Annotated in this window: 11 protein-coding genes; 9 read left to right on the top strand and 2 right to left on the bottom strand. The window is 59.6% G+C overall.

Going from position 1 to position 15,338, the window contains the following annotated elements; genetic code table 11:
- The first annotated feature begins 4 nt into the window (after window positions 1–4).
- Window positions 5–2,479: a DUF3772 domain-containing protein gene (locus tag ACW9UQ_RS05605; RefSeq protein ID WP_458930019.1), complete on the top strand. Its 2,475-nt coding sequence runs from the start codon at window positions 5–7 to the stop codon at window positions 2,477–2,479.
- A gap of 13 nt (window positions 2,480–2,492) precedes the next feature.
- Here ACW9UQ_RS05605 and ACW9UQ_RS05600 read toward each other — a convergent pair.
- Window positions 2,493–3,232 (bottom strand): IS5 family transposase gene (locus ACW9UQ_RS05600; RefSeq protein ID WP_458930035.1). Its coding sequence is split into 2 segments (ribosomal slippage): window positions 2,493–2,935 and window positions 2,935–3,232, totalling 741 coding nucleotides; the frame shifts between segments, so codons are not numbered across the junction.
- A 247-nt stretch (window positions 3,233–3,479) separates the two neighbouring features.
- A complete protein-coding gene (locus ACW9UQ_RS05595) occupies window positions 3,480–4,490 on the bottom strand; it encodes a LacI family DNA-binding transcriptional regulator (RefSeq protein WP_458930018.1) in 1,011 nt (336 codons plus the stop codon).
- Between the two features lie 77 nt (window positions 4,491–4,567).
- Between ACW9UQ_RS05595 and bglB the strand changes: the two genes are divergently transcribed.
- The 8 genes from bglB (at window position 4,568) to ilvD (ending at window position 15,331) form a co-directional block, all read left to right on the top strand.
- On the top strand, window positions 4,568–5,677 hold the full coding sequence (gene bglB / locus ACW9UQ_RS05590) for a beta-galactosidase BglB (RefSeq protein WP_458930017.1): 1,110 nt from the start codon (window positions 4,568–4,570) through the stop codon (window positions 5,675–5,677).
- A gap of 1 nt (window position 5,678) precedes the next feature.
- Entirely contained in the window at window positions 5,679–6,515 is an 837-nt protein-coding gene (gene kduI, locus ACW9UQ_RS05585) for a 5-dehydro-4-deoxy-D-glucuronate isomerase (RefSeq protein WP_458930016.1), read from the top strand.
- A 1-nt stretch (window position 6,516) separates the two neighbouring features.
- On the top strand, window positions 6,517–9,018 hold the full coding sequence (locus ACW9UQ_RS05580) for a hypothetical protein (RefSeq protein WP_458930015.1): 2,502 nt from the start codon (window positions 6,517–6,519) through the stop codon (window positions 9,016–9,018).
- A gap of 28 nt (window positions 9,019–9,046) precedes the next feature.
- The gene (locus ACW9UQ_RS05575) at window positions 9,047–10,327 is read left to right on the top strand and encodes an ABC transporter substrate-binding protein (RefSeq protein WP_458930014.1); all 1,281 of its coding nucleotides are present in this window, start codon (window positions 9,047–9,049) and stop codon (window positions 10,325–10,327) included.
- Window positions 10,324–11,328, top strand: coding sequence for a carbohydrate ABC transporter permease (locus ACW9UQ_RS05570; protein WP_458930013.1), 1,005 nt, complete (start codon window positions 10,324–10,326; stop codon window positions 11,326–11,328). The genes ACW9UQ_RS05575 and ACW9UQ_RS05570 overlap by 4 nt, the downstream gene beginning before the upstream one ends.
- A complete protein-coding gene (locus ACW9UQ_RS05565; RefSeq protein WP_458930012.1) occupies window positions 11,325–12,377 on the top strand; it encodes a carbohydrate ABC transporter permease in 1,053 nt (350 codons plus the stop codon). Before ACW9UQ_RS05570 ends, ACW9UQ_RS05565 begins: the two co-directional genes overlap by 4 nt.
- 9 nt (window positions 12,378–12,386) lie before the next feature.
- Window positions 12,387–13,409: an ABC transporter ATP-binding protein gene (locus ACW9UQ_RS05560; RefSeq protein ID WP_458930011.1), complete on the top strand. Its 1,023-nt coding sequence runs from the start codon at window positions 12,387–12,389 to the stop codon at window positions 13,407–13,409.
- 86 nt (window positions 13,410–13,495) lie between these two features.
- Entirely contained in the window at window positions 13,496–15,331 is a 1,836-nt protein-coding gene (ilvD, locus tag ACW9UQ_RS05555; protein WP_458930010.1) for a dihydroxy-acid dehydratase, read from the top strand.
- The last annotated feature ends 7 nt before the right edge of the window (window positions 15,332–15,338 follow it).

Genomic DNA, 15,338 nt, shown 5'->3' with positions numbered 1-15,338 from the left:
CCAAATGACATTCAAAGTGCTGGAGTTTGTAAGGACCTGCCTTTTTCTGAGTGTCCTGGCATCGTCTGCTTTTGCCCAATCGAATGATGTTGCTGCGCCGGTTGGCGACTGGCGGGCTTTGGTCGACCGGGCCGTTGCTCTGGTCGAGGCAGATGACACAAGCACCGACAAACTGGATGCCTTGCGCACAGAACTGGCCAACCAGCGCAGCGAGATCCAGAAACTGGTGGCAGATCGGCAAACAGTTGTCGATGAACTGCGCGAACAGATCAAGGCGCTTGGCCCGCCACCCGAAGGCGACGCCACTGAAGCCACGGAACTGGCGGATCGACGCAAGAACCTGAATGATCGTCTTGCTGAGGCTCAGGTTCCCCTGCTGGATGAGAAAGAACTGCTCGACCAGACGGACAACGCGCTGGATAAGATCGACAACCAGGTCCGCAGCCGGTTTTCCAAGCAATTGCTTAGCCTTGGTCCGTCACCGGTTGACCCCCGCAGCCTCGCCACAGCGCTGAGCGACACCGCCGATTATATTGAACAGACCACGCAAGAGATCGGCGCGCGGGCCGGAAACAGCTACTATCGCGATCGCATGCTGCAGCGTCTTCCTGTGGCCCTGATTTTCATAGCGGCAGGACTGTTTCTGATCCTTGGGATCTATCGTCGACAGCTGACCTGGCTGCGAGAATGGGCCGCGCGCGTCGAGGCGGCTGAAACCCGGCCACCGCCCTGGCTGGGGACGGCGATTACGTTTAGCCGTTTGGTCACCCCGGTGCTTGGTGCTGCGGCGCTTTACTGGGGTATCCGGTCACTTGATCTGTTCGGGCCGCAGGGGATGGTCTTGCTGGATGCGATGCCAGCGGCGATCGGTATATTGATCTGGGTCTATTGGATCTCACATTCGATCTTTGCGCCGGTTCTGTCGTCTTACAGGCTGGTACATCTTGAGGATCACAGCGCCCGCGCCTGCGCGCGGTATGGAGCCATTCTTGGTATTGTCGTGGCGGCACAGATCGTTCTGTCTGCTGGTATCGCCAGCGTGCAGCCACAAGCGGCAACGATTGCAGTTCTGTTGTTTCCGCTGATTGTCATCGGGGCGCTTAGCCTCTGGCGGCTGGCAGCACGGCTGCAACCAGCGTTGCGTCGGCCTGAGCCGGTCGAAGATGGTGATGACAACCCAGTAACAGAGCCTTTCGGTCTGAACCTTATGCGGCTGTTGCGCCGCTTTGTTGTTGTGGTCGCGCTTGCATCGCCGGTTCTGGCCATCATCGGCTTTACGCAGGCGTCGGAATTCTTCCTGTTCGCCACCATTCTTACCCTGGGGTTGCTTGGTTCGGCCTATGTGATCTTTATTGCGCTTCAGCGATTGGTGGATGGGTATTTCAGCCGCACGATGCCTGATGGCAGTGATGGTGGGGCAGGGCTTTTGCCGGTGCTCCTTGGCTTTGTGATTGTCTGCGCGATCATGCCGCTTCTGGCGTTGGTCTGGGGCGCCCGCCGCAGTGATCTGATCACGGCGTGGATCTGGCTGCGCGATGGGGTGTCCATCGGCGGCGCGCGTATCTCGCTGACGGATTTCATGTTGCTGGTGGTGGTCTTTGGTATCGGCTACGCCATCACCCGGTTTATTCAGGCGGTTCTGCGCTCTTCCGTTTTGCCGCGCACTCGTCTGGATGTGGGGGGACGCAATGCGGTTGTGACCGGGGTGGGCTATGTCGGGATATTCCTGGCCGCAGTGGCTGCCATTACATCAACCGGCATAGATCTGTCGGGTCTGGCGATTGTCGCTGGTGCCCTGTCTGTCGGTGTTGGTTTCGGCCTGCAGACCATCGTGTCGAATTTCGTGTCCGGGATCATCCTGCTGGTCGAACGCCCGATCAAGCAGGGCGACTGGATCGAGGTGGCCGGGTTCTCGGGCCATGTATCGAAGATATCCGTTCGGTCCACTGCCATTGACACTTTCGACAAGGCCACCGTGATTGTCCCCAATCAGGAACTGATTGCCGGAACCGTTCTGAACCGCACCCACGGATCGCTGTGGGGGCGGGTGATCGTGCCAGTTGGCGTGGGGTATGGGACCGATCCCCAATTGGTCAAAGAGATTCTGACAGAGATCGCCAAGGAACATCCGCTGGTCTTACGGCGGCCCGAACCGATGGTCCTGTTCATGAATTTCGGGGCTGACGCGCTGGAGTTCGAAATCCGCGCGTATCTGCGGGATGTGAACAATATGCTGTCGGTGCGCTCAGAGATAAACTTTGAGATTGCCAGACGCTTTGCCGAAGCCGAGATCGAGATCCCGTTTGCGCAGCGCGATATCCATCTACGCAATCCCGAAGCATTGGTCGAGGTGCTGAAAGGCAGCCCGCCGCCTCAGAATGATCCGCCGCAATCGCATGAGACGCCGCGTGCGGCAACGGCCAAGGCAGAACTGCCGTCCGAGGCGGATACGGGTGATGCCGATGGGGATGCGACCTAGGGGGCGTCTGCATTTAGCTGATCCAGACCATTGCACATGCGAGGTCTACGAAGGCTTTGAATGAGCAGAGTATCTTCTCACAGCGTAGGGCGATGCGGCGGAAGCGTTTGAGTTTGTTGAAGAAACACTCAACGAGATGACGCTCCTTGTAGAGTACCCAGTCGATTGACCGACCCTCGCGGCGGGTTGGGTTGCGCTTGATATGAGCCTTTGCGCCAAGGTTGTGGGCGATGAACGCCCGCAGATGATCGGCGTCATATGCCGCGTCCATGACCACGTGCTGCGCATCTGTCAGCCCCTCGATCAGGCCGCGTGCCTGCGGGCTGTCACCCCACTGACCGGGGGTGATCGTGAACCGGATCGGCAGGCCAAGCGCGTCCACCGCCGCGTGGATTTTCGTCGTCAGGCCGCCTTTGGAGCGGCCAATACCGGCAGCTTCAAGCCCCCTTTTTGAGAGGTCGCGTCTGCATGCGTTTTGCAGATGGTGGCATCCACGAGAACGTATTCGAAATCCGGGTCCGTGCTTAAGGCTTTGAAAAGACTCTCCCAAACGCCTGCCAGCGTCCAGCGGCGAAACCTGGAATGAGCTGTCTTCCAATTTCCAAATTCCGGTGGCAGATCGCGCCAGGGCGATGCCCCTCTCGCCAGCCAAAGGATCGCGTCGAGGAACAACCGATTGTCTGTGCCAGTGCGGCCCCGGTCACCCTGCTTGCCCGGGACCAAAGGTTCAATGATCGCCCCCTCTCGGCAGATTGCTGCGCAATCGCCTGCCGGGCAGTGACTGCCTGTCTGTCAAAGTCCGTCTGCTCAAGATCGCCTCCCGTTTTTGATCTTGAATCAAACAGGAGATGATTTGGGAACCCCTAAATGCAGACGCCGCCTAGGGCGTCATGCGAAAAACCTGAATCATCCAACACTGCCTGAAATCAAAGATTTCAACGCGTTCGACGATGCGTGATGTCTCAGGTATTTCGCGAGACGATATAAGGGGCAGGGCGGTCTAAGGTTTGACCTGCCCGGTTGAGGCTCTGGGCGTCAGACTGCAGGCCAGCTCGACCCGGCTGGCGGGCACCTTTGCGCCAGGCGCTGGGGCCCGTGCGGCCATGCACAGAAGGTCCAGCGCCATCGCGCCGACAGCCTGCATTGGGATGCTGACCGTGGTCAGTGGCGGCGACAGCAATGCGCCCTGCGGCAAACCATCAATGCCGATGACGGAGACATCCTCGGGCACTCGAACGCCTGCATCCTGTAACGCAACCAGCGCCCCTGCGCCCAGTACGTCGCCAGCGGCCAGAACGGCGGTGAACCGGGTGCCCTTGGCCAGAACGGCGGCAATCGCGGCTTGCGCGGCCTCCGCCGTCCAGTCTGTGGCCTCAACCACAAGGGCGGGGTCAAAGCGGTCGCCCAGCACATCCCGCATGCCCTCCAGCCGCCGCTGAATGGTGCGGCGTCCCGGTTTGGTCAGAAACAGAATGCGCTGATGCCCCAGATCGACCAGATGTTTGGCGGCTAACGCAGCGGCAGAGCGGTTGCAGGGGGTCACAGAACTTAAGCGCATCTCGGGGTCGTCGCAATTGACCAGAACCACGGGCCCGGAGACCTGATGCGCAAGATTGAGTGCGCTGTCATCAATAGACAGGAACAGTGTGCCAAGCACATCCTCAGCCGCTGCCCGTGTTGGCAGGTCGCCGGGGTTCTCAGGTGTGCGAAAGGTTTGGTGGTTGATTGCAATCCCCAGATGCTCGGCCCGTTCCCGCAACCCGTCCAGCACATGCAAGGTGAACTGGCTGCGCTGAAAATCCACCATTGCGTCGTTGGAGGCCGCCAGCAGCACCTGGGTTCCAGCGTAGTTGCCGGGAAGGCCGTAGTTCATTTCATGCGCCGCAGCTTTGATCCGTTCAGCCAAATCCTCGCGCACATATCCCTTGCCCGATATCGCCCGCGATACCGTCGCTGTCGACACGCCCACGCGTGCGGCAATATCGGCGATCCGTGTTTTTCGGCTGCTCACGTTAGCTCCAAATATGCAATAAAATTACATGTTGAGAATAAAATTACATAGTGCAAGCATATTTGCAGGGAGAGGAAATGGACTTGGCACTTCAGATCACCAAGGGACGGATAGAAACCGCATTGGATGCGGTTGTTGACGGCCTGGTGTCGCTTAGCGATGAGGGGCGGTTTGATGAACCTAACCTTGATGGCAGTGCAGGGGACTATATCAGCTTTGACAGCTGGGAATGGCCGCAGGGCGTAGGGCTTTACGGTCTGGTGCAGCTTTGGCAGGCGCGTGGCTTTGAGGCGCGGCTGGGGAAAGTGATCGGCGGTTGGTACGACCGGGCCATCGCGCGCGGCTTACCTGGGATGAACGTGAACACGACAGCGCCGATGCTGGGATTGGCGCTGTACTGGGCAAAGACCCGCGATCCCGAGCATGGCCGGTTGTTGGAGGATTGGGCTGGCCAAGTGATGCAGCAGGCCCCGCGCACGTCGTTTGGTGGTGTGCAGCACGACGTTTCCGACAAGCTGAACGCGGGTGAGCTTTGGGATGACACGCTTTACATGGTGGCGCTGTTTCTGGCCGCCTATGGTCAGTCGGCAGGACGACGCGATCTGGTTGATGAGGCCGAGCGGCAGTTTCTGGTTCACACACATTTTCTGGCGGATCGTGAAACCGGGCTTTGGTTTCATGGCTGGACTTTTGAGGGACGGCATAATTTTGCCCGGGCGCGCTGGGCGCGGGGAAATGCGTGGGTGACGGCAGGTTTGGTCGACCTGTTCGAATTGGCCGAGATTTCGCCTGCGATCCGCGCCTATTTACAGGACATTCTGCGCGATCAGGTGGCCGCATTGCTGCCTTTGCAAACAGACAATGGCTTGTGGCGTACTTTGCTGGACGAGGATAGCAGTTACGAGGAAACATCGGCGACGGCAGGTATCGCCTATGCTCTGTTGAAGGGCGTGCGAACCGGTCTTGGAACGGTAGACTGGCGCAGTGCCGGGCTGCGCGCCGTTGACGCGGTGCTGGCCCGGATCGACACGACCGGCGTTGTGCAGGGCGTCAGCTACGGCACGCGGATGGGCGGCGACCTGCAGCATTACCGCGATATACCGATCCAGCCGACAGCCTATGGCCAATCGCTGGCAATTCTGGCGCTGGCCGAGGCCAGCAGATGCGAAGACAAGGGAACAGACTGATATGGCGATGATCCAACGATATGGTGCCGGACCCGACCAGATTGACGGGATGAATACGGATGCGCTGCGGCAGAATTTTATGGTCGAAGGGCTGTTCCGGGCGGGTGAAGTGCGTTTTGCCTATACGCATTACGACCGCATGATCGTCGGCGGTGCCGTGCCCGGATCATCCTCGCTGAGTTTTGGGGATGGCGCGGATGTCGGGACGGAGCATTTTTTTACCGCGCGCGAAATGGGCATTGCCAATCTTGGTGGTGCCGGATGGATCGAGGTGGACGGCACGCGTTATGATCTGTCCAACCGCGATGTGCTCTATGTTGGTCGCGGCAGCAAGGCGGTCACAATGGGCAGTGCGGATGCGTCCCGCCCGGCGCGGTTCTACATGAACTCGGTCCCTGCCGGTGCGGATATTCCCACCCGGCTGATCACACAGGCCGAGTCAAAGGTGCTGACCATGGGCGAGGCTGCAAAATCCAATGTTCGCGCACTGGCGATGTATATCCACCCCGAGGTGGCCCCCTCCTGCCTGTTGTTGATGGGCATCACGGACCCTGCCGAAGGCTCTGTCTGGAACACCATGCCGCCGCATCTGCATGAGCGCCGGATGGAGGCGTATTGCTATTTCGACCTGTCCGAAGACAACCGTGTCATGCATTTCATGGGCCGACCCGACAACACCCGCCATCTGGTTGTCGCCGATGGTGATATTGTGCTGTCCCCAGCCTGGTCGATCCATATGGGGGCGGGCACCGGGCCTTATGCCTTTGTCTGGGGCATGACCGGCGAAAATCAGGCCTACACTGACGTTGATCCCGTCGCTATTTCGGAGCTGCGCTGACATGCCTCTCGCCCCTGGGGATCCGCTGACTTACTGGCAGGTCACAGCGCTTGACGAAAGTGCTTATGACGTTGCGGATGCGCCGATGCAGGGCGAGATGGATTCGACGTTTTTTCTGACCAAAGACAAGAACATTATCCCGCATACCTATCCCTGTCGCACCAGCTATATCGCTGAGGTTCGGGGCAGGGAGCCTCAGCCGCATATCACCGCCAACTGGACGGGCGCGCGGAATATCCTGCCGCTGGGCTCTGCGTTTCTGGACCTTTCCGGTTTCTGGTTCCGCGCCACCCGTCTGAAAGGCTGGGCGCGGACAGCGGTAGAGTGTGAGGCTGGCGGCTCTGCGCGGCTGCGGCTGGGCATTGCGGGTGCGGCAAAGCTGTTCGTGAACGGTGAGGTGGCGGGCTGGCTGGCACCTGCGCAGCGCAACGCGATGGACGAGGTCGAGGTCGATATCGTGCTGCGCCCGGGGAGCAATGAGATCGCGGTCTGGTTCGAAGATCTGGCAGAGCGTGACGCTGTGCTGCGGGTTCAGTTGAGCTGGATCAGCGGCCCGGCCGCAAAGGCGGCTTATCCCTATGAGGTTTTGCCGGATATCCTGCGCGGGGTAGAGGCTGCAATTGCAGCGATGCACCTGGATACACGGCATTACGACGATGACGATATCCATCTGGTCCTGCCGGTGCCGTTCCCTGATGACGTAACAGGCAGTGTCACGATCTGCGGTCACTTCATGACCCATGATGCGCAGGCCATGCCGATCACCATTCCGGCCAGGGCGACGCGTTTGCGTCTGGCCGCCTCCGGCAGCTTGCCGCCGGATTATCGCTATTTCCATTTCGCACTCACCTGTCAGAGTTTCAAGACCGAGGCGAAACTGGGGGCGGAGATTACCAATCACACTGCCCTCGGCCCCGTCCCGGGGCGACCGGCCGACCGGATCGCCGAGGCGCTTGATTGGATTGCATCCCATGGCGAAACTGACACCGAAACCGCGCTGGCCTGTCTGGGTCAGGGCAAGGCGACCTCGCTAATGCGGGCGGAGGAGATCATTGCGCAGAAACTGGCTGGGATCGAGGCCTGCCATGACTGCGCTGACTTTGCGCTGGTGCCGCTGATTTGGGGCCGCATGGTCTATGGAGAACGGCTGTCGGAAGCGCTGCGCGCGCGGATTGATGCCGCGATGCTGACCTATCGCTACTGGATGGATGAGCCAGGCAATGATGTGCAGTGGTATTTCTCGGAGAACCACGCGCTGTTGTTTCACACAGCGGCCTATCTGGCCGGGCGGCATCTGAGGGATCATGTTTTCGTTCGCTCTGGCCGCAGCGGCGCAGACCAAAGCGCTGTTGGGCGTGAACGGCTTCACGCCTGGTTCGACCATTTCGAGGCCGCCGAGATGGCGGAGTTCAACTCGGTTCCCTATTTCCCCATCGACCTGAAAGGCTTGACGGCGATATTCGCCCTGGCACCTGACGCGGATTTGCGAGATCGGGCGCATGCCGCGATTGTGCGGCTGCTTACCATTGTTGCACGCTCGGCGCATCACGGGATCATCACCGGCGCACAAGGGCGCAGCTATGAACACAGCCTTTGCACCACCTGGACGCAAGAGCTGTCGGGTATTGCGCGCCTGTTGTGGGGCAGGGGTGGATATGGCGCGCATGTCAATTGTCTGACTCAGCTGGCGATCTGTCTTAGGGACTACGGGTTGGATGTGCCGGACCTGACAGCGGTGGCCTGCTGGGATCGGGCGGATGCGCAGGAATGGTGCTTTTGGCAGGGCAAGGACGGGTTTGCGCGTCTGTACCACTACAAAACCCGCGAAACGGCGCTTGGCTCTGCCGCTCGGTATCGCTGGCAGGATTGGGGGTATCAGGAAACCTTGATCCATGGCCGGATCGGGCGCGACCCACGGGCGCAGGTCTGGATCAATGCGCCTGGAGAAATGGTGCAAACCGGATATGGCCGCCCGTCATTCTGGGGTGGCTCGGCCAGCGTGCCGCGGGTTCAGCAATATCGCGATCTGGCGATTGTGCGGTTTCATGCCTCGGCGGAGCATCTGGACTTTACCCATGCCTGGTTTCAGACACCGGTTTTTGACGACTGGCTGGTGGAGGGCGCGCGCGCCTCTGCCCGGGCAGGGTGCGGCGTTGTCCTGTTGCAGGCTGATGGCCCGTTGCAACTGATGAAAAACGGCGCTTCAGCCGATCATGAATTGCGCTTGCCGGGGCGGCAAAGTCTTTGGGTGGTGCGTTTGGGGCAGGCGGGGGATCGCGCCGCGTTTAGTGCGCGGCACCGGCTGGTCGCCGTTGAAGAGCCCGATGGCACGATCAGGATCGACGATGCCGATTATGGCCGCGTGACCTTTCTGCCCTCGGGGATTGTGCAGGCCGAGGGCCGCATCATCGACCCGCAACACTGGACAATGGCGGGCGAGGTTACGATTCTGCCGACAGATGCAGCAGCAACAGATAATAAACAGAACGCACATGCGTTGTGAAACTGCAGACCAAAAGGGAGGACTGAACATGATAGGACGAGGACTGAAAGCCACGCTGCTGGCCAGTGCATTTACCGCGCTGGTTGCTGGTGGCCCCGCATCGGCACAGGAACTGCGCATGATGTGGTATTCCGATGGCGTCGAAGGCGAAGTGATGCAGGACCTGCTGGATCGCTTTATGGAGGCGAACCCGGACATCACCGTCGTGCTCGACAACGTGTCTTACAAGGTAATCAAGGAACAGCTGCCCATCACGCTGGCGGCAGGCGAAGGCCCGGATATCGCGCGGGTCACTGACCTGAAGGACCTGTCGGAGCATTGGCTGGACCTGACCCCTTATGTTGCCGACCCGGCGGTCTGGCAGGCGAATTTCGGGGATCAGGCGGACTGGATGCGGCCCGATGGGTCGGATGCAATCCTCGGCTTCATGACCCAGCTGACCCTGACCGGGGGCTATGCCAACAAGACCCTGTTCGAACAGGCCGGCGTCGATCTGCCCGGCCCGGATGCGACCTGGGATGAGTGGGTTGAGGCTGCAGATAAAGTGGCCAAGGATCAGGGCTTGGCTGCGGCCTTTACCATTGACCGGTCCGGCCACCGCATGACCGGCCCTGCGGTCAGCTTTGGCGCGAACTATATCGGCGAGGACGGTATGCCCGCCTCGGTTGATGATGGCGTTAAGGAATTCGTCAGCCGGATGGTCAAATGGACCGAAGAGGGCAAGAACCTGCGAGATGTCTGGGTCGCGGCCTCTGGCTCGACCTATCGGGCCGGGGCGGATGAGTTCATCAACGCCAATGTGCCTTACTATTATTCCGGCAACTGGCAGATCGCCAACCTGTCGTCAAAGATCGGCGATGGATTTGACTGGGTTGCAACCGGCAGCCCCTGTGGTCCGGCGGCCTGTTCCGGCATGGCTGGTGGTGCTGCACTGGTCGCTGTCAAATACACCAAACATCCCGAAGCCGTGGGCAAACTGATGGACTATCTGGCCTCGGCCGAGATGGTGAAGGAGTTCTCGGAGCGCACCTTGTTCCTGCCCGCGCATAAAGGTGTGGTCGAGGCTGGCGGGCTGAACTTTGTATCAGACGATCCGAATGTCGGCGCAGCGCTGGAAGCCTTTGTTGCAGCCTCCGCCAGACAATCGCCCATTGCCAACAAACTGCCCGCCTGGAAGTGGTCAGGTGCCTATTACAATGCGCTGGTGACACGCACCAGCCAGGCAATGGCCGGAGAAATGTCGCTTGAGGATGCTTATTCCCGCATGGATGCTGACATCGCAGAACAGGTGAAACAGGCCGGTCAATGACGGCATCGCCCATGGAACTGGCTGGCGCGGTTCTTATCGCGCCGGTTCAATGGATCGCGACCGCGCTGGACGTGCCGCTGCGTTGGTTGCAGCGCCGCGCCGGGCGCGGCGGCATGATCAGTTTTTTCCTGCTGCCAAACATGGCCGTCTTTGGCATCTTTGTCCTGATCCCGCTGTTGATCAACGTGGCCTATTCGGTGACCGGCGGAACCGACCTTTTCCTGAGCGACCGCACCTATATCGGCGGCGAGAATTTCGACCGCCTTCTGACCTGTGACAACCACTTTGATCCGGCAACCTGCCGTGATGATCTGTTCTGGATATCGGTCTGGAACACGGTGAAATTCGTCGTCTTTCAGGTCACTGCCATGACTATCGTTGCGATGATCACAGCGCTGATCCTGAACCGCAGCATTCCGGCCCGTGGCTTCTGGCGGGCGGTATTTTTCTTTCCTGTTCTTTTGTCCCCGGTCGTTGTTGGTTTGATCTGGAAATGGATCCTGCAGCGCCAGGGCCTGTTGAATTTCCTGCTTTATGAGGCTGGGCTGGAGCAATCGAACTGGCTGCTGGAACGCGGCTCTGCCTTTTTTGCCGTCGTCGGCGTCTCGGTCTGGGCGCATATGGGGTTTTATGCGTTGATTCTGCTGGCCGGTCTGCAGGCGATCCCGCGCGACCTTTATGAGGCGGCCGAGATGGACGGCACCCGCCCAACGCGTGTGTTCTGGCGGATCACGCTGCCCTTGCTTTGGCCCAATCTGCTGGTTGTTGTGTTGCTGGCGCTGATCCGCGCGGTGCAGGTCTTTGATGAGGTCTTTGTGTTGACGGCAGGTGGGCCGGGCACGTCGACCCTGTTTATGACGCAATATATCTACGAGATCGGCTTTGCCTCGACCTTGCGCAATCCGGGTGTTGCTTCCGCCGCATCGCTGATGATGGGCGGGGTGCTGATCGTGCTGACCCTTGTGCAGCTTGGCCTGACAAGGTGGAGGGACCGACGATGAACCTGGCGCGCTTTGTGACCCGGCGCCGGGGTGGGCGCGGCTGGCATTGGACCGATGTTGTGACCTATGGGTGGCTGTTCGCCGGGTTGATCATCATGTTTGGTCCCGCGGTCTGGCTGGTCCTGTCCTCGTTCAAATCGCCTGCGCAGCTGGACGAGTTCCCGCCAACGATCCTGCCCTATACCCAGCAAATGGCCGAGGTGACGCGCAGCGGCCAGACCAAATCACTGCCGCTATATGAGGTAACGGTAGAGGGTGAAACCCGCGTACTGGCCGAACTGCGCCGCATTGGGACTATGTCCAATCTGGTTGACCCCGCAGCACCGGAGGAGGTGATCAAGGTCAACATCGCTGAACGCCGCCCCGTGCGCGAGGTTGGCTTTGCCATTCAGAACTACACAGAGCCGCTGCGAAAGTTCGATTTCGGCACCTACCTGTGGAACTCTGTTTTCGTAACGACCATGGCGACGATCATCACGCTGCTGACCAACTCCATGGCGGCCTTTGCCCTGTCGAAATATGATTTCCGCGGCCGCAATGCGGTGCTGTTGTTGATCATCGCAACCCTGATGATCCCGCTATCGGTCAATCTGGTGCCGCTTTATTCGGTGATCTCTCAACTGGGCCTTTTGAACACGCTTTGGGGGGTTATCCTGCCCACTGTGGCGACGCCGACAGGCGTGTTCATGTTACGCCAGTATATGCTGACCATTCCCGATGAACTGCTGGAAGCTGCGCGCATGGACAAGGCGAGCGAGTGGCAGATTTACTGGCGTATTGTCTTGCCCCTGTCGGCCCCGGCGCTGGCGGTGCTGGCGATCTTTTCCGTTGTGTGGCGCTGGAATGACTTCCTATGGCCGCTGATCGTGCTGAGCCGTAAGGAGCTTTTCACCCTGCAGGTGGGGTTGAATACCTTTGCCGGGGAGTTGAATGTGCAATGGCATTATATTCTGGCGATGACCGTCGCCACTATGATCCCTGTGGTGCTGGTGTTCGTCTTTCTGCAACGCTTCATCACAACCGGCATTGCCGGGACCGGTTTGAAATAAGGGCCTGATATGGGACAGATCACACTTGAAGGCCTGAACAAGGATTTTGGTGGGCTTGAGGTTCTCAAAGACATCAACCTCAATATTGAAGAGGGCGAGTTGGTGGTGTTCGTCGGGCCCTCGGGCTGCGGCAAGTCCACGCTGCTGCGTCAGATTTCCGGGCTGGATCGCCCAAGTTCGGGGCGCATTCTGATCAATGGCACTGATGTCACCAAAGACAGTGCTGCGGATCGTGGATTGGCGATGGTGTTCCAAAGCTATGCGCTTTACCCGCATATGACCGTGCGCCAGAACCTCGCTTTCGGGTTGCAGAACACCAAGATGCCGAAGGATGAGATTAACCGGCGCATCACCGAAGCCTCCCGCATGTTGGAGATTGATCCGCTGATGGACCGGCGTCCGGGGCAACTGTCTGGCGGGCAGCGTCAGCGGGTGGCGATCGGGCGGGCGATTGTCCGGGACCCAGCGGCGTTTTTGCTGGATGAACCGCTGTCGAACCTGGATGCGGAGTTGCGTGTTTCCATGCGTGCGGAAATCGCCGCCCTGCATGCCCGCCTTGGCGCAACAATGATCTATGTGACCCATGACCAGGTTGAGGCGATGACGCTGGCCGACCGTATCGTGGTTTTGCGCGCTGGCCGGATTGAACAGATTGCCGCCCCGATTGAGTTGTTTGACCGCCCCGCCAACAGGTTTGTTGCCGGGTTCATCGGTGCGCCTGCGATGAATTTTCTGTCGCCCGAGGAAGCCGCGCCACTGTTGTCGCAATCGCTGCCCGGCGATGCTGCCTGTGTCGGCATCCGTCCCCAGCATCTTGAACCGGCAGAGGCCGGGCTTGAGGTCACCGTTGCCTTGGTTGAAGCGCTTGGGACCGAGACCGTGATTCATGCTGATTTGGCCTCGGGCACACGGGTGCTGGTGACGGTCCCGGGCCACCTGATGGCCAAACCTGGTGAGGTACTGCAACTGCAGACTACCCCGAACCAGTTGCACTTGTTTGATGCGGATGATCGCCGGATCAGTTCAGACTAAGCTTTTGCTGTTTTCCTGCGCGCGCGGTCTTGCTGCGGGCGGCTGGCTCTACTACAAAGTCCTGCCCAGCTTAGCGAGGTAGGATGATGCGATACTACAGGTCCAGACGTTCCACCCATGGACGCAATATGGCCGGGGCCCGCGGGCTTTGGCGTGCCACAGGCATGACGGATGACGATTTCGGCAAACCGATTATCGCTGTCGTCAACAGCTTTACCCAGTTTGTGCCGGGCCATGTGCATCTGAAAGACCTGGGCCAGATGGTCACGCGCGAGATTGAAAAATCCGGCGGTGTCGCCAAGGAATTCAATACCATTGCTGTCGATGACGGTATCGCGATGGGCCATGACGGGATGCTCTACTCACTGCCCTCGCGCGAGGTGATCGCTGACAGTATCGAATACATGGTCAACGCGCATTGTGCCGATGCGATGGTCTGCATCTCGAACTGCGATAAGATCACGCCGGGCATGATGATGGCGTCCATGCGCCTGAACGTGCCGACGATCTTTGTATCGGGCGGGCCGATGGAGGCGGGCAAAGTTACCATCGATGATCTGGAAAGCGCCATTGATCTGGTCGATGCCATGGTCGTTGCGGCGGATGACAGCTACACCGACGAACAGGTGGCAGAGTTTGAGCGCAATGCCTGCCCGACCTGCGGGTCCTGTTCGGGTATGTTCACCGCCAATTCCATGAACTGTCTGGCCGAAGCGCTGGGCCTGGCTTTGCCGGGCAACGGCACTGTTCTGGCCACGCATGCCAAACGCAAGGAATTGTTCCTTGAGGCTGGGCGCCGCATCGTCACGCTGACCAAGGCGCATTACGAAGAAGAAAAACCCGGTTGTCTGCCGCGCGAGATCGCCACGTTCAAATCCTTTGAAAACGCGATGAGCCTTGATATCGCCATGGGCGGCTCGACCAATACTGTGCTGCATCTGCTGGCGATTGCGCATGAAGGTGGAGTGGATTTCACCATGGACGATATCGACAGGCTGTCACGTCAGGTGCCGGTCCTGTGCAAGGTCGCCCCAGCTGTGCCGGATGTGCATATCGAAGATGTGCACCGCGCTGGCGGCATCATGGGTATCCTGGGTGAGCTGCTGCGCGGTGGGTTGCTGCATGGCGATGTCGGTACGGTCCACGCGCCATCACTGGCAAGTGCGATCAATGATTGGGATATCGTGACCTCCAACGATCCGGCAACGCGCGACTTCTACCTTGCAGCCCCCGGCGGCGTGCGCACGGTTGAGGCGTTCAGCACCGAGAACCGTTATAAGGTGCTGGACGAGGACCGTCAGGCCGGGGTGACCCGCAATGTCGAACATGCCTTTTCCAAGGATGGCGGTCTGGCCGTTCTGTTCGGCAATCTCGCGTTGGAGGGCTGCATTGTCAAAACTGCCGGCGTGGACGATTCTATCCTGAAGTTCACCGGTACCGCGCATGTGTTTGAAAGCCAGGATGACGCCTGCAACGGGATCCTTACCGGTAAGGTCAAGGAGGGCTCGGTCGTCATCATCCGCTATGAAGGGCCGCAAGGCGGGCCTGGCATGCAGGAAATGCTCTATCCCACCAGCTACCTGAAATCCAAAGGCCTGGGCAAAAGCTGCGCGCTGCTGACCGATGGCCGGTTCTCGGGCGGCACCTCGGGGCTGTCCATCGGCCATGCCAGCCCCGAAGCGGCCGAGGGCGGTACCATTGGTCTGGTGGAAACCGGCGACACGATCGAGATCGACATCCCCAACCGCACAATCAACCTGGCCGTTGACGAAGCCGTGCTGGACCAACGCCGCGCCGCCAAGGGCCCGCTGCCCTGGAAGCCGTCAGAGAAACGTAGTCGGTATGTTTCCAAAGCGCTCAAGACCTATGCACAGCATGTATCATCTGCTGCAAAGGGTGCAATTCGGGTATTGCCTGACTAACCCTGCA

It is taken from the genome of Halovulum sp. GXIMD14793 (genome assembly GCF_054457435.1).
Note: the sequence above shows the minus strand (reverse complement) of the source record. Positions and strands in the feature narration are given on the sequence as shown.